Source organism: Microbacterium sp. (assembly GCF_036566905.1).
Classification (GTDB): domain Bacteria; phylum Actinomycetota; class Actinomycetes; order Actinomycetales; family Microbacteriaceae; genus Microbacterium.
Genome location: NZ_DATCVK010000224.1, coordinates 1 through 25,199, shown reverse-complemented (window position 1 = coordinate 25,199; position 25,199 = coordinate 1). Strand labels below are relative to the sequence as shown.

Here is a 25,199-nt window from a genome sequence, read left to right as displayed (position 1 = left end):
GGCTCGGCCGGCGCCTCATCGGATCGTGGTCACCCGCCGGGCATCGGCGTCCCACACACGCGCTCCTGTCGCCTGCCCGACGATGTTCGGCGCCTTTATCAACCGCATCGCCGTCGCCAGCCGCGCCGCGGTCAGCCCGCGCGCCAGAGTGATGTGCGGCGTCCACCGGTCGGTTCCGGTGTTCGAGTACCGCGGCTCGGGTCGTCCGGCGATCTCTGCGACGACGCGGTGGATCGCCAGGAGCCGTGCGCTCACGACGACATGCCGCGCGAGCACGTACCTGTCCCGATGGCCGAGGAGCACGACTCCCGCGAGCTCCAGGGTGACGGGGAGCAGATCGGCGATAGCGGCAAACGCCGACGGATCGAGCCGGTCCCGCACCGCGAGCGTCATGTGCGGACGGTTGCTCGGTGCGGGATTGCGCCCCGAGCTCGGCAGATCGGCCGCGAGGAGCCGATCCCAGTCATCCCGGACCGCGCGGTCGAGCTCGGCATCCGGAATCAGTTCGACACTGAACACGCCTCCATACTCCTCGCAGCGACCGTCTCGCGCGCCGAAGACCCGGCGCTCACCGCGCCTGTCCCGACGCCTCGACCTTCGCCGCCTCCACCGACGCGGCTTCCGTATCGTCGCCGGCGACCCGGTCCGGGCCCCGGGCGTCGATGCCGGCATCCTCGACCTCTGCGCCCACCTGCTCCGGATCCCAGCCGGGCTTCGGCACCGAGTCGATGAGCAGCCGCGTGTACTCGTGCTGCGGATCGGCGAGCAGCTCGGCCGTCCGACCGCGTTCGACGATCTCGCCGCGGCGCATGACGACGGTCTCGTCGCACACCCGCCGGACGACCGCCAGGTCGTGGCTGATGAACAGCACCGTGAGTCCGCGCTCGCGCCGGATGCGGTCGACGAGGTCGAGCACCTGCGCCTGCACCGAGACGTCGAGCGCGCTCGTCGCCTCGTCCATCACCAGCACGTCAGGCTCGATCGCGAGCGCGCGCGCGATCGCGACGCGCTGCCGCTGCCCGCCCGAGAGCGTGCGCGGCCGCGCTGCGGCGTGCTTCTCCCCCAGACCCACCTGGGCGAGCAGGTCCCGTACACGCGTGCGTGACTCGGATGCGGTGAGTCGCCGCTCGCTGCCCGATACGCCGTGCAGGCGCAGGGCGTCCTCGATCGCACGGCCGGCCGTGATGCGCGGATCCAGCGACAGGTAAGGGTCCTGGAACACCATCTGCACGCTGCGCGCGTGCGCCAGCCGCCCCCGGCGGCCGCGCGGAACCTCGCTGCGCGGCTGACCGTCGATGCGGATGTCGCCGCCGTCTGCGCCCTCGAGGCCCACGATCAGGCGCGCCAGCGTCGACTTGCCCGAGCCCGACTCCCCCACCACACCGAGTGCGCCGCCACGTGGCACGGCGATCGAGGCGTCGATCACGGCGCGCACCGCCTCCTTGCCTCGGCGGTGATAGGTCTTCGCGATCCCGATCGCCTCGAGCATCGGCGCGGCCGGCGCGACGTGCGCGACCGGCGCAGACGGCACGGAGTCTGAGCCTTCCGCAAGCCGAACCGCGGGTTCTCCCGACGAAGCCACAGGCTCGGCGGGAGGGTCCGTCCGCAGCGGACTCGGTCCCTCGGCCGCGGCAGGCGCGTCGTGCGGAGGCGTGGTTCCCTCCGCGGCACGAGTCACCGGTGCGCTGCCGAAGAGCGTCGGCGTCGCCGCGACGAGGCGGCGGGTGTACTCCGCCTGCGGGTCGCGCAGCACGTCGTGCGCGCGCCCCTGCTCGACGATGTGTCCGCCACTCATCACGTAGACGCGGTCGCAGAGCGAGGCGGCGAGGTTGAGGTCGTGCGTGATGAACAGCATGCCCATGCCCCGGCGTGCGCGCTGCTCGCTGAGCACGCCGATGATCTCGGCCTGCGTCGTGACGTCGAGAGCCGTGGTGGGCTCGTCGCACACCAGCAGTCGCGGCGACGTCGTGAGCGCACCGGCGATCATGACGCGCTGCAGCATGCCGCCCGAGAATTCGTGCGGATACTGACGCAGGTGCTCCTCGGGGCGTGGCAGGCGCACCGCGGTGAGCAGTTCGACGGCGCGGGCTCTCGCGGCGTCCGCCGACCATCCTTCGGCGAGCCGGAGCGCCTCGGTCAGGTGATCGCCGATCGTGCGCATCGGGTTGATGCCGGCGCGCGGGTCCTGGAAGATCATGGCCGCGCCGTGACGGCGCAGCCCGCGCAGCTCGGAGGGGGTGGCGCTCAGCACACCCGCTCCGCCGAGCACGACATCGCCCGTGGTGACGGCGCCGGCGGGAAGGAGTCCCAGCACGGTGCGAGCCGTGAGGGACTTGCCCGAGCCGGACTCACCCACGAGCCCGACCGTCTCGCCGGCCGCGACCGAGAGCGTGATGCCGTGGAGCAGCCGCGTGCCGTCGGGAAGGTCGAGCGTGAGATCGCGGATGCCGAGCAGGGCGTCGCCGTGCGCCGCAGACGCCCCGGGAGCACCGGCGGCTGCCGACTCGATGACGGAATGGCGCGCGTTCATGCCGGGATCTCCCCTCCAATGCGGTCGGAGACCTCTTCCCCGATGATGTTGACCGCCACGACGACCACGACGACAGCGACCGCCGGCACGATCGCGGGCAGGAAGTGTCCGCCGATGAGGCCGGCCTGCGCCTCGTTGATCATCGCGCCCCAGTCGGCGGTCGGCGGCTGCACGCCGAGCCCGAGGAACGACAGCGCCGCGAGCTCCGCCAAGACGTAGCCGAAGTTCAGCGTCGACTGCGCACCGACGATCGGGGTGACGTTCGGCAGCACGCGGCGCAATGCGATCCACGGTCCGGAGAATCCCTGGACGCGGTAGGCCGCGACGTACGGCCGGTTCCGCTCGGCAGCGACGAGCGACCGCGTCAGGCGCGCGACGAACGGCGCGTACGCGATGCTCATCGCGATGACCGGCGCCACCAGGCCCTTGCCGAACAGCGCCACGGCCATGATGGCGATGAGCAGCGACGGGAAGGCGAACAGCACGTCGAACACGCGACCGAGCGCGGCATCGATCCAGCCGCCGCGCCAGCCCGCGACGAGGCCGAGAAGGATGCCGAGCACGGTCGACGCGATGACCACGAGCAGCGGCCCGAGCAGCGCCGTGCGCGCCCCGTAGATGAGGCGGCTGAGCGTGTCGCGTCCCAGGCTGTCGGTGCCGAGCCAGTGCGCGGCGCTCGGCCCGGCGTTGACCGCGGCGAAGTCGACGGCGTCGGGGTTGTAGGGGGCGAGGAACGGCGCGAAGATCGCGGCCAGGGTCATCGCGGCGACGACCGCCAGCGCGATCGCGAGCGTGAGGCCGGCGCGCCGCCGCCGAGGCGCCCGCAGCACGCCGACGGCGACTGTCGCCGGGCTCGTCCGCGCGGACGCAGCGCTCGACTTCCCGGCGGGCGAAGGGATCGTGGAGGTCATCGGGCACCGGCTCCGGCAGCGGATCGGGGGTCGATCCAGGGTTCGAGGACGTCGATCACGGCGTTCACGAGCACGAACGCGGTCACGACGAGGAGGACGATCGCCTGCACGACCGGGAAGTCGAGGCGGTCGACCGACTGCACCAGCAGCGAGCCGATGCCGGCGAGACCGAAGGCCGCCTCGACGATGGAGCTCGACACGAGAAGCCCGGCCACCAGCATCCCGCTCACCGTCAGAATCGGCCCGACGGCATTGCGGAAGACGTGGCGACGCACGACGGTGCCGCGTCCGATGCCGCGGCTGATCGCCACCTCGACGTGCTCACGCCCGAGCTGGTCGATCATCGACGAGCGGGTCACCTTGCCCACGAGCACGACGAACACGATCGCGAGCGCGATGGACGGCAGCACCAGGTGGTACACCGTGTCCCAGAAGCCGTCGCCCGACCCGAACGACGGGAACCAGCCGAGCTGCACCGCGAACACCGCGATGAGAACGATCGAGCCGACGAACGAGGGCACGGCGCCCAGCACGGTGAGGCCGATGAGGATCGAGCGGTCGGCGATGCGCCCGCGCGAAAGTGCGGCCAAGGCGCCCGCGGTGAGCCCGACGACCGCGATCATCGTCCCCGCCATCACGACGAGCCCGAGCGTGACCGGCAGGCGCTCGCCGAGCACGACCGTCACATCCTGGCGGTACTGCAGGGAGCGGCCGAGATCGCCGTGCAGGAGGCCGGCCACCCACGTCAGGTACTGCTGCCACGGCGGAAGGTCGAGTCCGTATTGCGCGGTGATCTGCGCCACCGCCTCGGGGCTCGGCTTGCGACCCCGCAGGAGGAACGCGACGGGGTCGCCCGGCACCAGGAACCGCGAGAAGAAGACGAGGACGGATGCCAGGAACAGCGTGAGCAGCAGACCTCCGAGCTTGCCCGCGATCCGGCGGCCGGCGGTCATGGGGCGACCCCCTCTGCGAACGCGGCCGGACGGGGCCCGGCACCCAGCGCCGGGCCCCCGCTCAGGTCACCGCGAGCCAATGGTCGCCGCCCACGGGTAGTAGAGGAACGCCACCGACGGTGCGACACCGGTGACGCGGTCGCCCAGGAACACCGTCATCGGTCCCTCGAACAGGGGCAGCCAGGGCAGCTGCTCGTTGGCGATGCGCTGGGCCTGAGCCGTGATCTCGCTGCGCTGTGCGGGGTCGTCGATCGCCACGGCCTCGTCGACCAGGGCGTCGAAGTCGGGATCGCTCCAGCCGCCGTAGTTGCTGAACTCGCCGGTACGCAGCACTCCGTACATCTCGAGGGGGTCGGGGCTCGACAGGTACCACGAGGTGTAGAAGAGGTCGACGCCCTCGCGTGCGGTCGGGTCGGAGAACAGGGCGGTGTACGCGCTCGGGCTGACGGTCTGGATCGTCGCCTTCAGCCCGATCGCCTGCGCGGCCGCCGCCGCGCCCTGCGAAATCACGGCGAAGTCGTTGCCGAGCGGTGCGGTCGCGATGACGATCTCCTCGCCCGCCACGCCCGCTTCGTCGATCAGCTTCTTCGCCGCCTCGAGGTCGTACGGATACTCCTCGAGCCCGTCGAACGCCTCGTGCAGCGCCGCTTCGCTCGCGCCCACCCACACCGACTCGGTGGTGAGCGCGTTCGTGACGTCGCCGTAGCCCTGTGCCGCGGCATCCAGGATCCCCTGCCGGTCCATCGCCATGAGCAGCGCCTCGCGCACCCGCTGGTCGCCGAGAGGGCCTTCGAGATCGCTCACGATCAGGCTGCCGACCGCCGTGTTGAGGCCGAAGTACACGTCGCCCTTGCCGGAGCCCTGCAGCTGCGCGATCGCATCCGGCGGGATCATCCAGCCGCCGTCCACCTCACCGGACTTCAGAGCATTGACCCGGGCGTTGGGATCGGTCATGAAGAGGATCTCGACCTCGCCCGCCCGGGCTCGCAGGGACTCGTCCCAGTAGTCGTCGTACCGCGTCAGGGTCACCGATTCGCCCGACTTCCAGGCGGTCAGCGCAAATGGCCCGGTGCAGTTCACGAGGCCGGTGGAGTTGCCGTAGTCCGCGCCCTTGTCGGCCAGGGTCGCCGCCGACTCGACGACTCCCGCCGAGCCGCCCATCGCGAGGTTGAACTGGGAGTCGGGCCGCGTCATCGTCACCGTGACCTGGCGCTCGCCGGTCTGCTCGATCGCGGCGACGTTCTGGTACACCGAGTACCACGACGAGCCGACCTCGGGATCGAGGTGGCGGCTCATCGAGGTCACGACGTCGGCGGCGGTGAGCGGCGTGCCGTCGTGGAAGGTGACGCCGTCGCGGATCGTGTACACCCAGGTCTCGGGCGTCGGGTGCTCGAACGACTCGGCGAGGCCGGGCGACAGCGTGTAGTCCGGGTTGAGGCGCAGCAGCGACTCGCACACGTTCGCGAGCACCTGGTTGTCGGCGTAGTCGAACGCGTAGGCGTAGTCGAGCGAGTAGGGCTCGGAATAGCTCACCCACGTGAACGAGTCGATGTCGCCGGACGGCGCGGCTGTCTGGGCGGTGAGCTCCCATTCGGGCGCGGCGGTCGCATCGGGCTCGGCGTCGCCCGGGGTGCACGCCGAGAGGACGAGCAGGCCGACGAGACCGGCTGCTGCGAGAGCGCCGAGTCGATGGACGGATGATCGACGGGCGGTGCGTCGAGTGGTGATCATGGTGCTCCTCGGGTTCAGACGGCGGTGTCGGGTGTGGAGACGGGATTCGGTGCGGGGCGTCGTCGCGTCAGCCGTGGCTCGGCAGAGGCGCCACGGCAGCGGGCCGGCCGAGGTCGGAGGCATCGGACGACGAGGCGGCGGCCGGCGACGGAGTGGTGGCGACCGTCGGCGCGTCCTCGCGGGCGTAGACCCGCTCGCCGTCGATCCAGGTCGAGGCGACCCGGCACGCGTAGAGCTCCTCGGCGGGGACCGCGAACGGATTGGGCTCGACGACGACCAGGTTCGCGAGGTAGCCCGCGCGCAGGTAGCCGGTGTCGTGGTCGCGGTGGTTCACGTAGGCCGTACCCGACGTGTACGCGGCGAGCGCGGTCGCGAGATCCAGCCGCTGGTGCGCGCCGCCCAGCGGCTCGGCATCCGACAGCGGAGCGACACGGTTGACGGCGATGTGCACGCCGGCCAGCGGATCGGCGCTGGAGACCGGCCAGTCGCTGCCGCCGGCGAGGCGCACGCCTGCGCGCTGCAGATCGCCGAACGGGTACTGACGGGATGCCGCCGAAGCGGCGAGGAACGGCAGCGTCAGCTCGTCCATCTGGTCTTCGTGGCACGCCCACAGCGGCTGCATGTTCGCCACCGCGCCGACCGCCGCGAAGCGCGACACATCGGCCTCGTCGACGATCTGGATGTGTGCGAGGTGGTGGCGCCTGTCGGTGTCGCCGTTGGCCGCGGCCGCAGCCTCGACCGCGTCGAGGGCCTCGCGCACGGCGCGGTCGCCGAGGGCGTGGAAGTGCAGCTGGAAGCCGGCCGCATCAGCTGCGATCGCGTACTCGGTGAGCTTCTCGGCGGGGATGAACGACAGCCCGCGATTGTCGGTGTCGTGCCCGTGAGCGTCGCGGTACGGCTCGAGCATGGCCGCCGTGTGATTCTCGGCGACGCCGTCGACCATGAACTTGATGGAAGTGAGCGAGAACCTGTCCTCACGACCGAGCTCCGCGATCTCCTCGCGCAGGCGGATCATGTCGTCGAGCTGCTCGATGCCGTCGGCCCGCTCCCACCACTGCGCCCCGACGACATGCGCCTTGAGCGTGCCGTCGGCGAGGGCGCGCCGGTACGACGCGAGTCCGCCGGCGATCCCTGGGAAGTTGCCGACGAGCGCGTCCTGCCATCCGGTGATGCCCTGCGCGAGCAGGTCCCGCTGCGCACGCAGCAGCCCGGCGTACGCGAGGTCCTCCGAGACCCTCGGCCGCACGGTCGCGAAGAGGTCCGACGCTCCCTCGTGGAAGGTGCCGGCCGGGAAGCCGTGCGCCTCGCGCTCGATGCGCCCGTCGGCAGGATCGGCGGTCGCGGCATCCACTCCGGCGAGGCGGATCGCCGCAGTGTTCGCCCAGGACGAATGGTGGTCGCGGCTGGCGAGCAGCACCGGCCGGTCGGGCACGATCGCGTCGAGGGCGCCCCGCAGCGGCGCACCGCCCGGGAAGTGATCCATCGACCATCCGCCGCCCACGATCCACTCCGCATCGGGATTCTCCGCCGCGTAGCGGGCGATCGTCGCGAGGGCATCGGTGGCGTTCTCGGAGCCGGTGAGGTTGCACTGCAGCAGCTCGACGCCGCCCGACATCGGGTGGATGTGCGCGTCCTGGAAGCCCGGCGCCAGCAGTGCGCCGGCGAGGTCGACGACCTCGGTGTCAGGACCGATGAGGACGGATGCCGCTTCCTCGCCGCATACCGCGGCGATGCGCCCGCCGCGGACCGCGACGGCGAGACCCGTCGGCGCCTCACGGCTGCCCGCCGTCACGAGGTCGGAGCTGAACAGCGCACCCCCGGTGAACACGGTGTCTGCGAACGGCGTCTGTGCGTCGTCAGGAACGGCAGCGGCCACGGGACCTCTCCTTCGTCATCGAGCGGGTGGCTTGACGATAGACGCCTGTCATCACCTATGTCAACACTGTTGACCCAAACGATGACACACCCGATAGTCTCGACGTCACGGCGTCGCACAGCGGCTCCGTGGCACGATGGACGGCGACGGCGGAAGCGGGGATCATGGCGGCACGCAGCGGAGCGACGTCGGAGAAGTCTGGCGGCAGGCGCCTGGATCGAGCGACGATCATCGCGGCCGGCCTGGAGCTCGCGGAGACGACCGGCTCGACATCCGTCTCCATCCGAGAGCTGGGCGCGAAGCTCGGCACCGACCCCACCGCCGTCTACCGGCACTTCCGCAGCAAGGACGAGCTCATGGGTGCCCTGCTCGACGAGCTCACGGTGCGCACCCTCGCCGCCGTGACCGCACCCCCCGAGGACTGGCAGGAGCGGCTGCGCCAGTTGGCATCCGCCACGCTCCGCGAGCTCTCCCGCTACCCCGCCGTCGGCCAGGAGGCCATCGTGCTCACCACGCACGGCCCGGGCGAGCTCGACGCGATCGAGTTCATGCTGGACGCGTTCTCGCGCGCGGGGTTGACCGGTGAGGACCTCGTGCAGCACTACGCCCTGATGGCGACACACATCCTCTCGTCGGCTGCCGGCGTCGCGCGGGCGCGGACCGAGCGCGGCGCTGCCGCTCCCTCTGAATCCAGCCCATGGTTCGAGGGTCCCCTGCTGGTCGATCCCATCAAGCACCCGCACATCGCGCAGATCTCCGCGCAGCTGCTGGAGCTCGAGGACCGCGAGCTGTTCACTCTCGGCGTCGAGTGGGTCATCCGCTCCGCCGAGCGCGCCGCGCGTCCCGCCTGAGTCCTGCCGGAGGCGATCCCGCGGCTGAGGGTGCAGGCATCACCTTCATTCGCCCTGATAGTTGACGCACATCAACCATCGATGTATAGTTGACTCATCTCAACTGTTGACCCTGGTCAACCATCTTCTGCGCCGCCGTCGCCGCACCTCCTCAATCAACACTGTTCGAAGGACTCCTATGGCTACGTCCACCCCCGCGACCGGGTCGGTCGCCACTGGCTCAGCCGTCAGCGCGAGCGCCGACGAGAAGCGCCACCACCGCAAGGTGCTGCAGGCGCTCACCGGCCTGCTGCTCGGCATGTTCGTGTCGATGCTCGCGTCGACCGTCGTGTCGACGTCGCTGCCCGTGATCGTCCACGACCTGGGCGGCGACCAGGCGGCGTTCACGTGGGTCGTCACCGCGACCCTCCTGACAACCGCGATCTCCACCCCGGTCTGGGGAAAGCTCGCCGACCTGTTCAACCGCAAGCTGCTGATCCAGATCGCCATCGTGATCTTCGTGCTGGCCACCGCGGCTGCCGGCTTCTCGCAGGACCCGGGCACGCTCATCGCGTTCCGCGCGGTGCAGGGCATCGGCGCGGGCGGTCTCGCCGCGCTCAGCCAGGTCATCATGGCCGACATCATCAGCCCGCGCGAGCGCGGCCGCTACATGGGCCTGTTCGGCGCCGTGATGGCCGTCGCGACAGTCGGCGGCCCGCTCCTCGGCGGTTTCATCACCGACACGATCGACTGGCGCTGGAACTTCTTCATCGCGCTGCCGTTCGCCGTCGCCGCGCTCATCATCATGCAGCGCACTCTGCACCTGCCGGCCCGCCCGAAGACGAAGGCGCGCATCGACTACCTCGGCATCGTGCTGCTCTCGACGGCCGTCTCGCTGGTGCTCATCTGGGTGACCAACGCGGGCAAGGACTACGACTGGTGGAGCATCGAGACCATCCTGATGGTCGGCGGCGCGCTGCTGGCGGCGGTGCTGTTCGTGATCGTCGAGCTGCGCTCGAAGGAGCCGCTCATCCCCCTCACGATGTTCCGCAACCGCACCTTCACCCTCGCGGTCATCGCGTCGATCTCCATCGGCATCGCGATGTTCGGCACATCGGTCTTCCTCAGCCAGTACATGCAGCTGGCTCGGGGCGCCACACCGACCGAGGCCGGTCTGATGACCATCCCGATGATCGGCGGCCTGCTGCTGGCGTCGATCGTGATCGGCGGTCTCGTGACCCGACATGGCATCTGGAAGCCGTACCTCATCGTGGGCGGCGTGCTGCTCATCGCCGGCTCGTACCTGCTGTCGACGATCCACTACGACACGAACTTCGTTCTCGTCTCGCTCTACATGTTCCTGCTCGGCGCGGGCGTCGGCATGACCATGCAGAACCTCGTGCTGATCGTGCAGAACACGGCGAACCCGAGTGAGATCGGCGTCGCCAGCTCGGGCGTCACGTTCTTCCGGAGCCTCGGCGGCACCATCGGCGTCTCGGTGATGGGTGCGGCACTGGCCACCTCGGCCACGAACCTGTTCACGGAGCGCAAGGACGACATCGGTGCGGCCATCATGACCCTGGGCGAGAAGGGCGCCGCCGTCGCGGAGCAGCTCCAGTCGGGCACGATCCCGCAGGTGTCGGCACTGCCCGAGGCGATCCGCGTGATCGTCGAGGACATCTACGCACAGGCCATCGCCCACTCGTTCCTGATCGCCGTGCCGCTGGCCGTGGTGAGCCTCATCGCCATCATCTTCCTGCCGAACAAGCCGCTCACCCGCATGACGACGAGCGAGCGCGTGCAGGCCAGCGAGGCCGACTTCGCGACCGTCTCGGTCGCCGAAGGCATGGACGTGCTGACGGCGACGGCCACGGTGAAGACCCAGGATGACGAGACCTCGGCCCCCGCCGACTCCGACTCCGACTCCGCCGCCGAGTCTGCTGCCGACGCGGCGGATGAGACCCGCGTCACCCGACGCTAATGTCGAACACGATGACCTCCGAAGACACTCGAGCGGCGCGCACCGAAGCGGTGCGCGCCCTCGAGGCGGAGTTCGGCGAGCTGATCAACCGCTTCCGCCGCATCATCACCGAGAACGCCAACCGCGTGAGCCCCGGCATGCTGCCGGGCGCCTACAAGGTGTTCACCACCATCGTGCGTCGCGAGGGCATCACCCTCTCGGCGCTCGCCGAGGCGCTGACGGCCGACAAGGGCCAGATCAGCCGCACCGTGCGTGAGCTCGAGCAGCTGGGTCTGATCCAGCGCACCCCCGATCCCGACGACGGCCGATCGAGCCTGCTCTCGCCCACCCCGTTCGGGCTGGAGCGCCTCGCGGAGGCCCGCGCTCCGCAGGAGAGCCTGCTCGTCGACGCGCTCGCCGCATGGCCGGTCGACGACATCCTGAACCTGACGCGGCTGCTGCACGCGCTCACCCTCGGCGAGCGCCCCTCCGCCTGAGGCGGATCAGGCCTCGACGAAGTCGTACTCCTGGAACTCCGCGACCTCCGGCACCCAGCGCTCGGCGACGAACGACACATGGGTCGGGTGCTCGTTGTAGGCGCGGTACGCGGCGTCGTCGGCGAAGACCATCGAGAACTGGTGCGCGAGGTCGCTCTTCGCACTCACCTGCCGGTTCACCCGGAAGTCCTCGACGCCCGGGATCGACGTGAGGGCGGCCCGGCCGTCCGCCAGGAACGCCGTCTCCTCCGGCGAATCGGACGCGTGGACCAGGCGGAAGACGACGGTGTGCTGAATGGGCATGGGTCGAGTGTCGCTCATGATCGGGGTCGGCGCCAACGCCTCACTGGTTGCGGCAGGCGGCGTCGATCGAGCCTGTCGAAGGGCACTCAGCGAGCTGCCTGCAACGCCGTCAAGTGGCGCAGCGACCGCTCGGCCAGATCGTCCTGACTCGGCGCGAGCGGCCGCCACACCGAGGCCGCCACGGCGATGGTGGCGTTCTCGCCGGTGAAGCTCTCCAGCCCCAGGATGCCCTCATACCCGGCATCGTCGAGTGCCGCCAATGTCGCGGGCCAATCGGTGTGGTCGTCTCCGACCGCGCCGCGGTCGCTCCCGCACACCTGCACGTGGGCGATGTGCCCGGCTGCGGCGCGGATCGCGGCCTCCGGCCGCTTCTCCTCGATGTTGAGGTGGTAGGTGTCCAATGCGAGTCCGAGCCCCGGGCCCCAGAGCGGTGCGAGCGCCTCGAGCCCCTGCTCGACGGTGTTGATCACACTCGTCTCGTACCGGTTGAGCGGCTCGACGGCGAGCGCGAGGCCATCGGCGGCGGCCTCGTCGACGAGCGGCGCGAGGTTGCGGCGCAGTTGCGCGACCACGTCGGTGCGCTCGTCCGGCGTCATGCGCCACGTCACGCCGGTCGGCGCGTAGAACGGCCCGGCGACGACGGATGCCCCGACCCCGCGCGCCGCGGCGAGGCACGTCCGCAGATACACCTGGGTCGCCGGCACGTTGCCCGCACGGTCGACCAGCGACCGGCCCGGACCCATCGCGCCGATCACGACCGGCTGCAGATCCAGAGACCGCAGCAGATCCCCGGCGCGCGCGGCATCCCAGTCCCCCGCGTTCTCGAGCGGGAGCTCGATCGCGCCGAAGCCCATGCGCGCGATCTTCGGCGCGAGTTCGGCGAGCGACCTGTCGGTCAGCGGCGAGGTCCACACCCACGTGTTGACGCCGATCGTGCGCTGCATGACTCTCCTTCGCCTGCGTGGGGCGTTTCGTCTCGCTGCGCTCGCTCAACGACCGGACACGATGCCGGTCGTTGAGCGAGCGCTGAACGAGCGAGACGAAACGTCGCGGACCTGTGCCTTACGGGATCTGGCGCTCCTGCCAGACCTCGGGGTAGCCCGGCAGGTTCTCCCCGCCGAACTTGGCGTAGTGGCCGTCAGGCATGCCGTCGTTGGCCTCCAGGTACTGGTCGACCTCCTCCGCGGTGATCGGGCTCTGCGGCAGCACCCACTCCTTGGGGATCTCCTCGCCGGCGAAGATCTTCTGCGCCGCCAGCAGCGGGGTGCGCCACTGGAAGTTGGAGTAGACCGGAGCGAGGCCGGTCAGGCCCGTCTCCTTCCACTTCCGCAGGAAGCTCATCTCATCCTCGCCCGTCATGACCGGGTAGTCGACTCCGGCGTCCTCGAACGCCTCGATCGCCGCGACGGCGCCGTCACCGGCATCCATCCAGATGCCGGCCACGTCGCCCTTCGCGAGCTCGTCGCTGATGATGCTCTTGATCTCGGCCGGGTCGGCACCGGTGAAGTAGTCCACTGCCTCGATGCCGGCTTCCTCGAACATGTACTCGGCGGCCGCCCAGCGCTGCTCGAGCACGTCGACGCCCGGAAGGATGCGGAGTCCCACCACCTTGTCGCCCTCCTCGAGGTTGTCGATGAGGAACTGCGCCGTGTCGATGCCCCAGGCGAAGCCGCCGATGGGATGGATGAACGTCACCGGGCAGTCGGTCTCCACGCCGCGGTCGAACACGATCACCGGCTTGCCGGTGTCGCACGCGCGCTGGACCGCCGGAGTCATCGCGGCCGTGCTGTTCGGCGAGATGATGAAGACGTCGCAGCCGCCCTCGGAGATGAAGTAGTCGATGTCGGCGATCTGCGTGTCATCGGAGTCCTGCGCGTCGCGGGTCTCCATCTCGCTGATCACACCCTGTTCCTGCAGCACCTCCAGCTGCTGGTTCATGGTGATCCAGCCGGTCTGGCGCCACGGGTTCGAGATCGAGGCGTTCGCGAAGCACGCCTTCTTCGGGCCCGTGCTCGCGTACTCCGACGTATCGATCATCTCGGCGTCGATGTACTGCAGATACGGCTCGTCCTCAGGGCCTTCGGGCACGACCTCGCGCTGCGCCATCTGGGTGTCGAACAGGGCCTGGTCGAACCACTCGTTGGCGCCACCGTCGTCGGTCGGCTCCGCCGAGGAGTCCGGTGGTGCCACATTGGGGTCGGTCGTGCACCCTGAGAGGGCGAAGAGGCCGACGAGCGCCACCGCTGTGGTGGCGATCTTCATTGATCGTCGCATTGCTAACTCCTGTTGTTCGGTGCGGCGCCCTCGCCTGCGAGGGCCTGTGTTGCGGACGACTCCTCGGCGCCGTCGGGCGCGTCGGGTTCCTTCCCCGGAGAGGGAGGGGTCTGTGGTGCGCCACCGCGTCTGCGGGATCGGAAGACCAGCCCCGAGTACGCGACGGCGGCGATGATGATGACGCCCTGGACGGCGTCGCGCAGCGACGACGGGACGCCGGCGATGTTCAGCAGCAGGAAGAGCGCCTCGAGCACGAAGGCTCCGGCGACGGCCGCGACGATCCAGCCCCGGCCGCCGCCGAGGACGACGCCGCCCAGCACGACGGCCGTGATCGCGACGAACTCGTAGCCCCGACCGACCGACGGGTGCACGCCCGCGTAGCCGACGAGGAGCACCGCCGAGACCGTCGCCGACAGCGACGAGATCATGAAGGCCCGCGTGGTCACCCACCAGTCGCGCGCGCCCGAGTAGCGCGTCGCCCGGGCGTTGTCGCCGATCGCGATGAGGAGCTTGCCCAGCGGGCGCTTGGTGATCCAGATGCCGAGCGCGAGCCACGCCGCCAGGATCAGCACCGACCAGGGCAGGAAGTCGAGGACCGGCAGATCCCGGATGCCGCCGCGACCGATCTGGCGGAAGCTGTCGGCCGGGTTGCCCGTGGCCGCACCGCCGGTCCACCACAGCACGAGACCCAGGAGGGCCAGCATCATGCCGAGCGTGACGATGAACGACGGCACCTTCAGGAGCGTCGTCAGCAAGCCGTTCACTAGGCCGACGACGAGGCCGAGCACCACCATCAGGCACAGCACCGGGACGGTGCGCGCGTCGTCCTGGGCGACGAGGTTGCCCGCGACGATCACCTGCGCGGTGATCAGCGAGCCCTGCGACAGGTCGAACTCGCCCGCGATGATGACGAAGTACTGGCCGATCGCGACGATGGCGACCGGGGCGACGCGCTGGATGTAGCGCATGAGCTGGCCCGGCTCTGCGAAGTTCGGGTTCAGGACCATGACGGCGACGAGCAGGATCACCAGCAGCAGGAAGACCGCGCCGCGGGGGCTCACGAGCGCTGTGAGAAATTTCATCGTGCACCTCCCTGCATCGGTGCGCCGCCATCGGCCGCATCGGCCTCCGCCTCGAGCGCCTGGGTCGCCGCCACCATCGCGGGTGCGGCCGCCTCGGCAGGCGCATCACCGCCGGTCCTCGTGCCGCCCGGCCCGAACCGGGTGCGTCGCCGGACGATCGCACGACGGCTGTAGACGGCGACGGCCGCGACGATGACGACGCCGCGGACGACGTCCTTGAGGAACGGGTTCACCTGCATGACGCTCATCACGTTGTCGACGACGGCGAAGATCGCGACACCGCCGATGGTGCCCCAGACCGATCCCCGACCGCCCATGAGCAGGGTGCCGCCCAGCACGACGGCCGCGATCGACAGCAGCGCGTACCCGCCCTGCTGGCCGACCGTGGGGCTTCCGACGCCCAGCCGGCTCGCCAGCAGCAGTCCTGCCAGACCGGCGAACACCGAGCACAGGACGTGTGCCACGATCAGCGGCGGCCTCGTGCGTACGCCCGACAGGCGTGCCACCTCGGGATCGCCGCCCACGGCGAACAGGTGCGCCCCCGTGCGCGTGCGTCCGAGGAGGAACCACACCAGCGCGGCGAGCGCGATCATGATGATCCACGACACGGGGAGCGGTCCGACGCCGGTCGCTCCGATCAGCTGGAACGCCCACGGCACCGCTCCGGCGCTGCCCTGGAAGCTCGTGTTGAGGACGCCCTGCAGGATGAGGCCGACGCCGAGCGTCGCGATGAATCCGTTCACCTTCAGAACCGTGACGATGAGCCCGTTCGCCAGGCCGATGGCCGCGCAGACGATGAGGGTCAGCGTCACCGCCCACGGGATGTTGGCGGGGTTCCCGTTCATGGTGGTGGCCGCGATGAGGCTGGCGAGGCTGATCACATAGGTGACGGAGAGATCGAGGGAGGCGCCCAGGATGACGAGCGTCTGCCCGATGGCCACCAGCCCCAGCACGCTCATGCCGGTGAGGATGTCGCGGATGTTGCCGGGGCTGAAGAAGCTGCGGCCGACGGTCGCGACGAGGATCGCCCCGACCGCGATGACGAGGATGAGGATGCCGAGCACGATCACCGTCGAGTCGACTCTGATGCGCTTCACGGTCGGTCCCCTCCGTCCTCGAGGCGAGGATCGGGGATCTCGCCGCTCGCCGCCTCCGCATCGCTCGAACCCGTGGCGGCGGCGAGCACTTCATGCTCCGCGGAGCGCGCGGGGAGCTCGGCGGCGAGCTCGCCGTCGCGCATCACGAGGATGCGATCGCTCATGCCGATCACCTCGGGCAGCTCGCTCGACACCATGAGAACCGCCTTGCCCTCGGCGGCCAGCTGCCGCATGAGCTGGTAAACCGCCACCTTCGCACCCACATCGATGCCGCGCGTCGGCTCGTCGAACAGAACGATCTGCGGGTCGGTCACGAGCCATTTCGCGAGCACGACCTTCTGCTGGTTGCCTCCCGACAGGAACCGCGCCTCCTGGTCGACGCCGCGCGACGACACCTCGAGCGAGGTTAGGATGCCGGGCACGCGCTTGCGCGATGCGCGGGTGCGCCCGGCGAACACGCTGCGGACCACGAGCAGCGAGTTGTCCAGCACGGACTGGCCCAGCGCGAGCCCCTGGGCCTTGCGGTCCTCCGTGACGAGCGCGAGACCGGCGCGGACGGCCGCACGCGGGCTCGTGAAGCGCACCGACCGGCCGTCGAGGATCATCGCCCCGCGGGTGAAGCCGTGGACGCCGAAGATGCCCTCGACGAGCTCCGTGCGACCGGAGCCCTGAAGACCCGCGAGCCCCACGATCTCCCCCGCCCGCAGTGTCAGCGAGACGCCGTCCACGAACTCGTTGCCGCAGCCCGTCAGCTCGAGGCGGGGGTCTCCGAGGGTCGTGCCCTCGACCGGACCCGGGAAGTAGGACTGCAGCGGGCGGCCGACCATGCGACGGACGAGCTCGGCGTCCGTCAGGTCGGCGGTGGCGTCCGTCGACACCAGAGCGCCGTCCTTCAGGATCGTGATGCGGTCGCACAGATCGAAGATCTCCTTCAGCCGGTGCGAGACGTAGACGACCGCGACGCCGCGAGCGGTGAGCTTGCGGATGATCGCGTAGAGGAGCTCGACCTCGTGGTCGCTCAGTGCGGCGGTCGGCTCGTCCATCGAGATGACGCGCGCGTCGAACGAGAGCGCCTTGACGATCTCGACGATCTGCTGCTCGGCGACGGTGAGCGATCCCACGCGCGCACCCGGGTCGATGAACGTGACGCCGAGCCCCTCGAGGAGCGTGCGCGTGCGGCGCTGCATGCCCTTGTCGTCGATGAAGCCGCCCCGGCGCGGCTCGCGGCCGAGGAAGACGTTCTGCGCCACCGTGCGCTCGGGCAGGAGGTTGAACTCCTGGAACACGGTCACGAGGCCGGCATCCATCGCCTGGCGTGGATGGGTGAACGCCACCGGGCGGCCCTCGAACTCGACCGATCCGGCGTCGGCGTGGTGGACGCCCGCGAGGATCTTCATGAGCGTCGACTTGCCGGCGCCGTTCTCACCGACGAGGCCGTGCACCTCGCCGCGGCGGACGTCGATGTCGATGTCGGTGAGGACGCTCACACCGAAGAACGACTTCGAGATGCCCTGAGCGCGCAGGACGACGTCGGAGCCGCCGGAGGGCACCGGGGTGTCTGACAGCATCGTGTCGCTCATGAGGGCACCTCGATCCAGGATTTGCGCTCTGCGGACTCGAGCACGGCGTCGGTGATGACAGCGGCCCGCAGGCCGTCGGCGAAGGTGGGGAGGCCGTCCGGCCGCTCGCCGGCGATCGCGGCGTAGACATCGCCCACGAAGCCGTCGAAGGCATCCTGATAGCCCATGGGATGCCCCGCCGGAAGCGACTGCAGACGCGCCGAGCCGGGGGACGCCGTGGCCGGATCACGCAGCACCAGCCGCGAGGCCTTGCGCGCTCCCACCCACAGCTCCTCCGGGCGCTCCTGCGCGAAGCGGATGCTTCGACGGCTGCCGTGGAGCTCGATGACCAGGGCGTTCTTGCGACCCGGAGCCATCTGAGAGACCAGGAGGGTGCCGAGAGCGCCCGACTCGGTCTCGATGAGGAGTGCGGCGACATCCTCGTTGGTCACCGTCCGGCCGCCCCGCTCGTCGAACACCCGGTGCGTGCGCGCCGCCAGGCGCACGATGCGCTCGCCCGTGACGAACTCGACGAGATCGCACAGGTGCGAGCCGATGTCGGCGAAGGCGCGCGACGGCCCGCCGGCTGCGGCATCCGCCCGCCAGTCGTCGTCGTTCTCGCGCAGCATCCAGTCCTGCAGGTACGAGCCGTCGAGCGTGAGCAGGGTGCCTATCCGTCCGGACGCGACGCGGGCGCGAGCCTCGCGCACCATCGGGTGGTAGCGGTACACGAACGGCACGGCGGCCACCACGCCGGCTTCGTCGGCAGCGCGGACGAGTGCCCGCGCATCGGCCACGGAGGTGGCGAGGGGCTTCTCGCACACGACATGCTTGCCCGCGGCGAGGGCGGCTGCGGCAAGCGGCGCGTGGGTGGCATTGGGGGTGCAGATGTGCACGACGTCGACATCGGATGCCGATATGACTCCGTCGGCGTCGGCTTCGGCTCGTGCGACACCGAGCTGGTGCGCCACCGCCTCCGCGCGGTCGCGGTTCGAGGAAGCGACGGCCGTCAGCCGGGCGCCCGCGCGGCGGGCGGCGGCGGCGTGCACGCGCCCCATGAATCCGCCGCCGATGAGACCAGTGCGGACGGTACCGACGACGATGTCGATGACTTCCGTAGTCATGCCGCGATTGTGACACGGCGGCTTCGACTTTTGGTAGCTTCTCGTCAAAAGTGATCGGCTCGTGATGTTTAAGTCGTGACCTGGCCGATCCGAAGCCCTGTGCTTTACTGTCGCCATGGTCGATGCAGCGCGCGGCAGCGGAGCCGCCGGGGGCACTGGCGCGGGCGAGATCTTCCAGATCCTCCGCGACGGCCGCGCACGCACCAAAGCCGAGCTGGCGACGCTCACCGGACTCGCCCGTTCCACCGTGTCGAGCCGCGTGGACACGCTGCTGGCGGCCGGCCTGCTGCGGTCGGCCGGCGAAGCGGCGTCGACCGGCGGACGCCCGCCCGCCCGCGTCGCGTTCAACCCGATGGCGGGCGTCGTGATCGCCGTGGACCTCGGCGCCACCCACGCCACCGTGGCCCTCGCCGACCTCGCTGCCGACATCCTCACATCGAACACGCACCCGCTCGACATCGCCGACGGGCCCGAGCGCGTTCTCGACTCCGTGATCGCCGAGAGCGTCAGCCTGCTCGAGCAGCGGGGCATCGCCGCGTCGGACGTCGTGGGCGTCGGGATCGGCGTGCCCGGCCCCGTCGAGCACTCGACGGGACGCCCCACGAACCCGCCGATCATGCCCGGGTGGGATCGCTTCGACGTGCCGCACTACGTCCAGCGCACCTTCGACGTGCCCGTCCTCGTCGACAACGACGTGAACATCCTCGCGCTCGGCGAGCAGGCGCTCAGCTGGCCCGGCGTCGCGGACCTCATCTTCGTCAAGGTGTCCACGGGCATCGGCGCCGGGATCATCTCGGGCGGCACGCTGCAGCGCGGTGCGCAGGGCTCCGCCGGCGACATGGGCCACGTGCAGGTGCCCTACAGCCACGACTCACCGCGGTCGCCCGGCGACCAGCGCGACCTCGAGGCGATCGCGAGCGGCACCGCCATCGCCGCCGACCTGCGCGCGCAGGGCCTCGACGCCTCCGGCAGCGCCGACGTGGTCACGCTCGTGCGTTCCGGGGACCCCGCCGCCATCATCGCGACGCGTCAGGCCGGGCGCGAGGTCGGCGAAGTGCTCGCGACCGTCGTCAACATGCTGAACCCGTCCGTGATCGTCATCGGCGGCAGCGTGGCACGCGCGGGCGAGCATCTCCTGGCCGGTGTGCGCGAGGTCGTGTACCGGCGTTCCATCCCGCTGGCCACGCAGCATCTCGGCATCGTGCAGTCGCAGGCCGACGAGACCGCCGGTGTGCTGGGCGCGGCCATCATGGTGACGCAGCAGGTGCTCTCGCCCACGGCCGTCGAGCTCCGCGCCGCCCGAGACTGACAGCCGTGCCGGGGAGGCGGATGCCGGCTCCGGCGCACCCGTCTCACGCGCGTCTTCGCCCATCGGTAGCACCGGCGTAACACGGGTGAGACGAACGCAGGGTTGACTGTCTGCACCGGGTTCAGTTCTGGTGCCGATGACGGCACGCCCGCGGAAGGAGTGCGTCATGAGGATCCGACCGCTGCGATCGACACCCGAGGCACCGCTGGCGCCGGTGGCGGAGCCGCCGACCGCCATGCAGGCGATGGTCGTGGACGCGCCCGGCGCGCCGGATGCGCTGCGCGCGGCATCCGTTCCCGTTCCCTCCCCCGTGCTCAGCGAGCTGCTCGTGCGGGTCGTGGCCGCGGGGGTCAACCCGATCGACGCCAAGACGCGCGGCGGCGCGGGCGTGTCGGGGGCGATCGACGCCTACCCCGCGACCCCGGGCTACGACTTCAGCGGCATCGTGGTGAAGAGTCCCTACGAGTCGCACCCCCTTCCCCCGGGCACCGAGGTGTTCGGCATGGCGTCGTTCCCGCGCACCGGCGGCTCGTACGCCGAGTACGTCGTGGCGCCGTCGCTGTCGATCGCCCGCAAGCCGGCGTCACTGTCGCACGTCGAGGCGGCGGGCGTGCCGCTCGCCGCGCTCACCGCCTGGGGGCTCGTCGTCGAGACGGCCCACGCGCACGAGGGTCAGCGCGTGCTCATCCATGCCGGCAGCGGCGGAGTCGGCCACTTCGCCGTGCAGTTCGCCGCGTACTTCGGCGCCCACGTCACCGCGACGGCGTCGGGCCGCAACGCCTCGTGGCTGCGCGAACTCGGAGCGTCGGTCGTGATCGACTACACCTCGACGAGATTCGAGGATGTCGTCGGCGAGGTGGACGTCGTCATCGACCTCGTCGGCAACGTCGGCGGAGACACCGGCACCCGTTCGCTCGAAGTCCTGCGCCCGGGCGGCCTGTACGTCCTCGTGCCGACCGGTTCATGGCCGGGGTATGCCGAGGCGGCGGCCGAAGCCGGCGTGCGCACCACGTCGTACAAGGTGATCCCCGACGGCGGCGCGCTGGCGACGATCGCCCGCCTGCTCGACTCCGGCTCGGTGCAGGTCTACATCGAGCAGGTGTTCGAGCTGACGGATGCCCCTGACGCGCACCGGGCGATCGAGACCGGCCACACGCGCGGCAAGGTCGTCCTCCGCGTCAGCGACGGCTGACCCTCACCCCCCCCCGCGCGTCAATCGGTTCAGGCGGGCGCGAGCACGCGGCGGCCCTCGGCGACGACGGCGTCCGCGATGGCGTCGAGCAGCGGAGAGCGCAGGTTCCACTGCTGCCAGTACAGCGCGACGTCCACGGGCGGGCCGCCCAGGAGCACCAGCTCGCCGCGTTCGAGGGCGTGATGCGACTGGAACCGCGGCAGCATCGCCCACCCGAGCCCGAGCCGCACGGCCGTCGCGAAGTCGTTCGACGCCGGCACGTAGTGCCGCGGAGGCGCCGTGGGGTCGACACCCTGCTGCGTCAGCCACTCGTTCTGCAGGTCGTCGCGCCGGTCGAAGTCCACGAGCGGGGCGCTCGCGAGTGCGGTGGGGCGGTCCCCCACGAGCCACCGTTCGGCGTAGGCGGGAGTGGCGACGGCCTCGTAGCGCATCGCACCGAGCGGCGAGGAGCGGCATCCCGCTACGGGCGCGGCCCGAGAGGTCACCGCTCCCATGACTGTTCCCGATTCGAGCAGGCCGGCGGTGAAGTCCTGGTCGTCGCGGTGCAGATCGAAGACGACGGGATGCCGCTCCGCCAGCCGCGCGAGCGGCTCGAGGAACCATGTCGCCAGCGAGTCGGCATTGACCGCGAGCGGCACGGTCGTGAGCGCGGTCTCGTCGTCGTCGGCGCCGAGGTCGGCGAGTGCGTCGTGCTCGAGCAGCGCCATCTGCCGCGCCAGCCGGATGACCGAAGCCCCGGCCTCCGTCGCCCGCACCGGCTTGGAGCGCACCAGCACCAGCCGTCCGAGCTGCTCCTCGAGCGCCTTGATGCGCTGGCTGACCGCCGACGGCGTGACGTGCAGCCGGCGGGCGGCCGCGTCGAGAGTGCCTTCGTCGACGACGACGGCGAGAGTCTCGGCCAACTCGAACGGGATGCGCATCTTCAGTGCTGCTAATGGTACTGGAGATCCATGAGCTGGACTACGGTCAACTCCACTCGTACCGTCGAAGAGTGCTCACCCCCGTTCTCGCCGGCCTCGGTCTCGGCTTGTCGCTCATCATCGCCATCGGCGCGCAGAACCTCTTCGTGCTGCGGCAGGGTCTGCGGCGCGAACACGTGCTCGCGGTGGCCGCGATCTGCGCGATCTCGGATGCGATCCTCATCGCCCTCGGGGTCTCGGGCGTCGGCTTCGTGCTGCAGGCGGTGCCCTGGCTCGTCGACGTGGTCCGCTGGGCGGGCGCGCTGTTCCTCGTCACCTACGGCGTCCTCGCGGCACGGCGCGCGTGGCGGCCGACGGGCGCGGCTCTCGGCGCCGGCGACCCCGAGAAGCCGGTCGGAGCAGTGGACTCGCAGGGCACCACCGCCCCGCACCGCACCGCGTCGGCCGGACCGGCGCATCCGGGCGCCGGCGAGTTCCTCCTCGAGCCCGACGTCTCGGCTTCGCAGGTGCGCAGCGACATCCGCTCGGCCCCGCCCGCGTCGACCCGCACGCGACTGATCCCCGTGCTCCTCACCTGCCTGGCGCTGACGTGGCTCAACCCGCACGTCTACCTCGACACTGTGTTCCTCCTCGGCACGGTCGCGAACACGCACGGCGACGACCGCTGGCTCTTCGCCGCCGGTGCCATGACCGCGAGTATCGTCTGGTTCTTCGGCCTCGCGTTCGGCGCGCGCCTGCTCGGGCGCTGGCTGTCGACGCCGCGGGCCTGGCGGATCCTCGACGCGGTGATCGCCGTCGTCATGGTCGCCCTCGGCGTCTCGCTCGTGCTCCCCCATTGACGCCGAACGCCCGGCCGCCCAGAGGCGGCCTGGCCACTGACGCCGACCGCTCGGCGCGCCGGGAGCGACTGTGCGACTCGCGGCGCGCCCGGGTGCGGCGCGTCAGGCGACGGATGCCGGCAGCGCGACCTCGTCGAGCACGCTCGTGTGATCAGGGCTCCAGCCGAGGGCGCGCGCCCGGGCGCCGGTCGCCTGCTGATCCAGCAGGAGCGCGTCGGCGAACGCGACGCCGAAGCGGTCGTAGGCGTCCTCCGCAGTCGCGGCGACCACACCAGCCTCCGCGGCCGCGTGCTCCGCGATCTCGCGCACGCTCGTGGGTGCACCGTCGGACGCGATGAGGCGACCGTTCGCCTCAGGCGCGGTCAGCGCCAGTTCGTAGAGCCGGGCCAGATCGTCGACGTGCACCCAGCTCCAGTGCTGCGCGCCGTCGCCGATGAGCCGGATCGCCCCCGCGGGCGTGCGCGGACCGTCGAGGATCAGGTTCAGCAGACCCCTCCCCCGGCCGTAGACGACGCCGGGGGCGAGAATCGCCGCGTCGACGTGCGACGCGAGCAGCCGCTCCTCGATCGGCACCCGCCAGGCGACCAGTTCGGGGGCGTCGAGCGGCGTGGTCTCGACGATGCCGGCACCGGAGCCCCACAGCCAGATGCCGCTCGTCAGCACGAACCGCTTGCCCGTGTGCGAGAACGCGGCGATGACGGTGTCGACCACGCCCGCGTTGAACGCGGCGGCGCCGTCCGTGGGCGCGGCGGTGTGCACGGCGGCATCCGCCGCGTCGAGCTGTTCGGCGAACCAGGCCGGGTCCGCCACGTCTCCCTGCGCAGCGAGCGCGCCGCGCGCGGTGACCTGCGCCGCCGCCTCCGGCGTGCGCACGACCGCGACGACCTCATGGCCCGACGCGACCAGGCGGGCGAGCAGGGCGGAGCCGATGTATCCGGTGGAACCGGTCAGTAGAATCCTCATTCGGCAACAGTATGGATTCGAAACCGGTTACTTCAACGGAAGTTCCTTCAACGTAACCGAGCCGACCGCCGACCCGAGAAAGCCGAGGATGCGATGAGCGACGACTCCGCCCCGCGCCACAGACCCCCGATGGACGTGCTCGATCCTGCGTGTCCGAGCCGCATCGTGTTCGGGCGCATCGGCGAGCGCTGGACGATGTTCGTCATCCTCGCACTGGCCGACGGCCGCCCGATGCGGTTCACCGATCTCAAGTCCCGCGTGGGCGTGGTCACCGCGAAGGTGCTCACCGAGACGCTGCGTGCGCTCGAAGCCGACGGCCTGGTCTCGCGGCAGGCCTACCGCGAGTCGCCGCCTCGGGTCGAGTACACGCTGACCGCGCTCGGTCGTTCGCTTCTGGAACCGATCCAGGCCATGCGCGAGTGGGCCGAGCGGCACGTCCCCGAACTCCTCGCGTCCCGCGCGCGCGCCGCCCTCGCGGGTGCGGACTGAGCCGGTCGGCTCACCGCTTGCGCAGCGAGGGGTCCTCGATCTCGGCGACCCGCGCTGCCACGATGGCGCGGATCGTGGCGTCCGGCAGCGGCTTCTCAGGCTGGAAGCGGATCGTCCCCTTGTCGAACTCCAGATCGTCGCGATCGGCTCCCGTCAGCGTGCCGGCGACGACCTCCGGAACGCGGCCGCTGAACGGGTACACCCCGATGTGCTTCTTGGTCCGCATCACCGAGATGAGGGCCTTGTCGCGGTACAGCAGCGCCGGCATGCCGTAGCTCGTTCCCTGCGTGACGTCCGGGTGCATCTCGCGGACGACGTCGAACACGTGCGACACCACCGCCCGGTCGTCGGAGTCGAGGCTCTCGAGGTACTCGTCTACGGTTCCCATGGCGGCATCCTGGCCCACCCGCCCGCCTCGCGGCAAGATGGCGGCATGAGACGCGTGCACGTGACGGTTCGCGGCGACGTCCAGGGCGTGGGCTATCGCTACACGCTGCGCATGGTCGTGCGCGACGCGGGTGCGGCCGGCTGGGTGCGCAATCGTCGCGACGGCTCGGTCGAGGCCGAGCTCGAGGGCACGCCGGGGCAGGTCGACGAGGTTCTCGCGTGGATGGCCGAAGGCCCGCCGGGTGCCCGCGTCGAGGACGCGACCGTGACGGATGCCGAAGCCACGGGCGAACGCGGCTTCGAGGTGCTGCCGACGCAGTGACGCCGTGGCCGGGCGCGCTCAGTCGGGAACGCCGGCCGCCAGCTCGGCGAA

At 70.7% G+C, this 25,199-nt stretch carries 24 protein-coding genes; 8 read left to right on the top strand and 16 right to left on the bottom strand.

The annotated features are described in order from the left end of the window. Window positions 1–15 precede the first annotated feature (15 nt). The 6 genes from VIP82_RS20125 to VIP82_RS20100 form a co-directional block, all read right to left on the bottom strand. Window positions 16–519 carry a 2'-5' RNA ligase family protein gene (locus VIP82_RS20125; protein WP_331911910.1) on the bottom strand — a complete coding sequence of 168 codons (504 nt, stop codon included), beginning with the start codon at window positions 517–519 and terminating at the stop codon, window positions 16–18. A 49-nt stretch (window positions 520–568) separates the two neighbouring features. Beyond that, window positions 569–2,530, bottom strand: coding sequence for a dipeptide ABC transporter ATP-binding protein (locus tag VIP82_RS20120; protein WP_331911908.1), 1,962 nt, complete (start codon window positions 2,528–2,530; stop codon window positions 569–571). Continuing rightward, window positions 2,527–3,441 (bottom strand): ABC transporter permease, encoded by a 915-nt coding sequence (locus tag VIP82_RS20115; protein WP_331911906.1) that lies wholly within the window; start codon window positions 3,439–3,441, stop codon window positions 2,527–2,529. The genes VIP82_RS20120 and VIP82_RS20115 overlap by 4 nt, the downstream gene beginning before the upstream one ends. Continuing rightward, window positions 3,438–4,394: an ABC transporter permease gene (locus VIP82_RS20110; RefSeq protein WP_331911904.1), complete on the bottom strand. Its 957-nt coding sequence runs from the start codon at window positions 4,392–4,394 to the stop codon at window positions 3,438–3,440. The genes VIP82_RS20115 and VIP82_RS20110 overlap by 4 nt, the downstream gene beginning before the upstream one ends. Window positions 4,395–4,460: 66 nt before the next feature. After that, window positions 4,461–6,125, bottom strand: a complete 1,665-nt coding sequence (locus VIP82_RS20105) for an ABC transporter substrate-binding protein (RefSeq protein WP_331911902.1) — start codon at window positions 6,123–6,125, stop codon at window positions 4,461–4,463. A gap of 67 nt (window positions 6,126–6,192) precedes the next feature. Continuing rightward, window positions 6,193–8,001: an amidohydrolase gene (locus VIP82_RS20100; RefSeq protein ID WP_331911900.1), complete on the bottom strand. Its 1,809-nt coding sequence runs from the start codon at window positions 7,999–8,001 to the stop codon at window positions 6,193–6,195. Between the two features lie 128 nt (window positions 8,002–8,129). Between VIP82_RS20100 and VIP82_RS20095 the strand changes: the two genes are divergently transcribed. From VIP82_RS20095 to VIP82_RS20085, 3 genes are all read left to right on the top strand, one after another. Then, window positions 8,130–8,852 carry a TetR/AcrR family transcriptional regulator gene (locus tag VIP82_RS20095; RefSeq protein ID WP_331911898.1) on the top strand — a complete coding sequence of 241 codons (723 nt, stop codon included), beginning with the start codon at window positions 8,130–8,132 and terminating at the stop codon, window positions 8,850–8,852. Between the two features lie 178 nt (window positions 8,853–9,030). Next, window positions 9,031–10,812: an MDR family MFS transporter gene (locus VIP82_RS20090; RefSeq protein ID WP_331911896.1), complete on the top strand. Its 1,782-nt coding sequence runs from the start codon at window positions 9,031–9,033 to the stop codon at window positions 10,810–10,812. Window positions 10,813–10,823: 11 nt separating this feature from the next. Next, the gene (locus VIP82_RS20085) at window positions 10,824–11,288 is read left to right on the top strand and encodes a MarR family winged helix-turn-helix transcriptional regulator (protein ID WP_331911894.1); all 465 of its coding nucleotides are present in this window, start codon (window positions 10,824–10,826) and stop codon (window positions 11,286–11,288) included. Between the two features lie 6 nt (window positions 11,289–11,294). Here the strand turns inward: VIP82_RS20085 and VIP82_RS20080 are convergent, their stop codons facing one another. The 7 genes from VIP82_RS20080 to VIP82_RS20050 all read right to left on the bottom strand — a co-directional run bounded on the left by VIP82_RS20080 (window position 11,295) and on the right by VIP82_RS20050 (window position 18,727). Then, window positions 11,295–11,591 (bottom strand): Dabb family protein, encoded by a 297-nt coding sequence (locus VIP82_RS20080; RefSeq protein WP_331911892.1) that lies wholly within the window; start codon window positions 11,589–11,591, stop codon window positions 11,295–11,297. Window positions 11,592–11,677: 86 nt separating this feature from the next. Then, window positions 11,678–12,535: a sugar phosphate isomerase/epimerase family protein gene (locus VIP82_RS20075; protein ID WP_331911890.1), complete on the bottom strand. Its 858-nt coding sequence runs from the start codon at window positions 12,533–12,535 to the stop codon at window positions 11,678–11,680. 118 nt (window positions 12,536–12,653) lie between these two features. Next, window positions 12,654–13,853, bottom strand: a complete 1,200-nt coding sequence (locus tag VIP82_RS20070; protein ID WP_414684711.1) for a substrate-binding domain-containing protein — start codon at window positions 13,851–13,853, stop codon at window positions 12,654–12,656. 14 nt (window positions 13,854–13,867) lie between these two features. Further along, window positions 13,868–14,947 (bottom strand): ABC transporter permease, encoded by a 1,080-nt coding sequence (locus tag VIP82_RS20065; RefSeq protein ID WP_331911886.1) that lies wholly within the window; start codon window positions 14,945–14,947, stop codon window positions 13,868–13,870. Further along, a complete protein-coding gene (locus VIP82_RS20060) occupies window positions 14,944–16,044 on the bottom strand; it encodes an ABC transporter permease (RefSeq protein ID WP_331911884.1) in 1,101 nt (366 codons plus the stop codon). Before VIP82_RS20060 ends, VIP82_RS20065 begins: the two co-directional genes overlap by 4 nt. Continuing rightward, window positions 16,041–17,624: a sugar ABC transporter ATP-binding protein gene (locus VIP82_RS20055; RefSeq protein WP_331911882.1), complete on the bottom strand. Its 1,584-nt coding sequence runs from the start codon at window positions 17,622–17,624 to the stop codon at window positions 16,041–16,043. The genes VIP82_RS20060 and VIP82_RS20055 overlap by 4 nt, the downstream gene beginning before the upstream one ends. Further along, on the bottom strand, window positions 17,621–18,727 hold the full coding sequence (locus tag VIP82_RS20050; protein ID WP_331911880.1) for a Gfo/Idh/MocA family protein: 1,107 nt from the start codon (window positions 18,725–18,727) through the stop codon (window positions 17,621–17,623). The genes VIP82_RS20055 and VIP82_RS20050 overlap by 4 nt, the downstream gene beginning before the upstream one ends. 115 nt (window positions 18,728–18,842) lie before the next feature. Between VIP82_RS20050 and VIP82_RS20045 the strand changes: the two genes are divergently transcribed. Then, on the top strand, window positions 18,843–20,036 hold the full coding sequence (locus tag VIP82_RS20045) for an ROK family transcriptional regulator (protein WP_331911878.1): 1,194 nt from the start codon (window positions 18,843–18,845) through the stop codon (window positions 20,034–20,036). 166 nt (window positions 20,037–20,202) lie between these two features. Next, a complete protein-coding gene (locus VIP82_RS20040) occupies window positions 20,203–21,228 on the top strand; it encodes an NADP-dependent oxidoreductase (protein ID WP_331911876.1) in 1,026 nt (341 codons plus the stop codon). A 29-nt stretch (window positions 21,229–21,257) separates the two neighbouring features. On the opposite strand, the gene VIP82_RS20035 is transcribed toward VIP82_RS20040, so the two are convergent. Continuing rightward, window positions 21,258–22,148, bottom strand: coding sequence for a LysR family transcriptional regulator ArgP (locus VIP82_RS20035; RefSeq protein ID WP_331911874.1), 891 nt, complete (start codon window positions 22,146–22,148; stop codon window positions 21,258–21,260). Window positions 22,149–22,219: 71 nt separating this feature from the next. Between VIP82_RS20035 and lysE the strand changes: the two genes are divergently transcribed. After that, the gene (lysE, locus tag VIP82_RS20030; RefSeq protein WP_331911872.1) at window positions 22,220–22,987 is read left to right on the top strand and encodes an L-lysine exporter; all 768 of its coding nucleotides are present in this window, start codon (window positions 22,220–22,222) and stop codon (window positions 22,985–22,987) included. A gap of 102 nt (window positions 22,988–23,089) precedes the next feature. Here the strand turns inward: lysE and VIP82_RS20025 are convergent, their stop codons facing one another. Beyond that, entirely contained in the window at window positions 23,090–23,950 is an 861-nt protein-coding gene (locus VIP82_RS20025; protein WP_331911870.1) for an NAD-dependent epimerase/dehydratase family protein, read from the bottom strand. Between the two features lie 93 nt (window positions 23,951–24,043). On the opposite strand from VIP82_RS20025, the gene VIP82_RS20020 reads away from it, so the two are divergent. Continuing rightward, a complete protein-coding gene (locus VIP82_RS20020; RefSeq protein WP_331911868.1) occupies window positions 24,044–24,439 on the top strand; it encodes a winged helix-turn-helix transcriptional regulator in 396 nt (131 codons plus the stop codon). Between the two features lie 10 nt (window positions 24,440–24,449). On the opposite strand, the gene VIP82_RS20015 is transcribed toward VIP82_RS20020, so the two are convergent. Continuing rightward, window positions 24,450–24,827, bottom strand: a complete 378-nt coding sequence (locus tag VIP82_RS20015; protein ID WP_331911866.1) for an iron chaperone — start codon at window positions 24,825–24,827, stop codon at window positions 24,450–24,452. Between the two features lie 45 nt (window positions 24,828–24,872). Between VIP82_RS20015 and VIP82_RS20010 the strand changes: the two genes are divergently transcribed. Continuing rightward, window positions 24,873–25,148 carry an acylphosphatase gene (locus VIP82_RS20010; protein ID WP_331911864.1) on the top strand — a complete coding sequence of 92 codons (276 nt, stop codon included), beginning with the start codon at window positions 24,873–24,875 and terminating at the stop codon, window positions 25,146–25,148. Window positions 25,149–25,199: the final 51 nt, after the last annotated feature.

What these genes read in the sequence shown, in the direction of transcription:
- VIP82_RS20120 (WP_331911908.1), bottom strand. Translation starts at nt 2,530, where the DNA reads ATGAACGCGCGCCATTCCGTCATCGAGTCGGCAGCCGCCGGTGCTCCC.
- VIP82_RS20115 (WP_331911906.1), bottom strand. Translation starts at nt 3,441, where the DNA reads ATGACCTCCACGATCCCTTCGCCCGCCGGGAAGTCGAGCGCTGCGTCC.
- VIP82_RS20110 (WP_331911904.1), bottom strand. Translation starts at nt 4,394, where the DNA reads ATGACCGCCGGCCGCCGGATCGCGGGCAAGCTCGGAGGTCTGCTGCTC.
- VIP82_RS20105 (WP_331911902.1), bottom strand. Translation starts at nt 6,125, where the DNA reads ATGATCACCACTCGACGCACCGCCCGTCGATCATCCGTCCATCGACTC.
- VIP82_RS20090 (WP_331911896.1), top strand. Translation starts at nt 9,031, where the DNA reads ATGGCTACGTCCACCCCCGCGACCGGGTCGGTCGCCACTGGCTCAGCC.
- VIP82_RS20085 (WP_331911894.1), top strand. Translation starts at nt 10,824, where the DNA reads ATGACCTCCGAAGACACTCGAGCGGCGCGCACCGAAGCGGTGCGCGCC.
- VIP82_RS20080 (WP_331911892.1), bottom strand. Translation starts at nt 11,591, where the DNA reads ATGCCCATTCAGCACACCGTCGTCTTCCGCCTGGTCCACGCGTCCGAT.
- VIP82_RS20075 (WP_331911890.1), bottom strand. Translation starts at nt 12,535, where the DNA reads ATGCAGCGCACGATCGGCGTCAACACGTGGGTGTGGACCTCGCCGCTG.
- VIP82_RS20070 (WP_414684711.1), bottom strand. Translation starts at nt 13,853, where the DNA reads ATGAAGATCGCCACCACAGCGGTGGCGCTCGTCGGCCTCTTCGCCCTC.
- VIP82_RS20065 (WP_331911886.1), bottom strand. Translation starts at nt 14,947, where the DNA reads ATGAAATTTCTCACAGCGCTCGTGAGCCCCCGCGGCGCGGTCTTCCTG.
- VIP82_RS20055 (WP_331911882.1), bottom strand. Translation starts at nt 17,624, where the DNA reads ATGAGCGACACGATGCTGTCAGACACCCCGGTGCCCTCCGGCGGCTCC.
- VIP82_RS20050 (WP_331911880.1), bottom strand. Translation starts at nt 18,727, where the DNA reads ATGACTACGGAAGTCATCGACATCGTCGTCGGTACCGTCCGCACTGGT.
- VIP82_RS20045 (WP_331911878.1), top strand. Translation starts at nt 18,843, where the DNA reads ATGGTCGATGCAGCGCGCGGCAGCGGAGCCGCCGGGGGCACTGGCGCG.
- VIP82_RS20040 (WP_331911876.1), top strand. Translation starts at nt 20,203, where the DNA reads ATGAGGATCCGACCGCTGCGATCGACACCCGAGGCACCGCTGGCGCCG.
- VIP82_RS20035 (WP_331911874.1), bottom strand. Translation starts at nt 22,148, where the DNA reads ATGCGCATCCCGTTCGAGTTGGCCGAGACTCTCGCCGTCGTCGTCGAC.
- VIP82_RS20025 (WP_331911870.1), bottom strand. Translation starts at nt 23,950, where the DNA reads ATGAGGATTCTACTGACCGGTTCCACCGGATACATCGGCTCCGCCCTG.
- VIP82_RS20020 (WP_331911868.1), top strand. Translation starts at nt 24,044, where the DNA reads ATGAGCGACGACTCCGCCCCGCGCCACAGACCCCCGATGGACGTGCTC.
- VIP82_RS20015 (WP_331911866.1), bottom strand. Translation starts at nt 24,827, where the DNA reads ATGGGAACCGTAGACGAGTACCTCGAGAGCCTCGACTCCGACGACCGG.
- VIP82_RS20010 (WP_331911864.1), top strand. Translation starts at nt 24,873, where the DNA reads ATGAGACGCGTGCACGTGACGGTTCGCGGCGACGTCCAGGGCGTGGGC.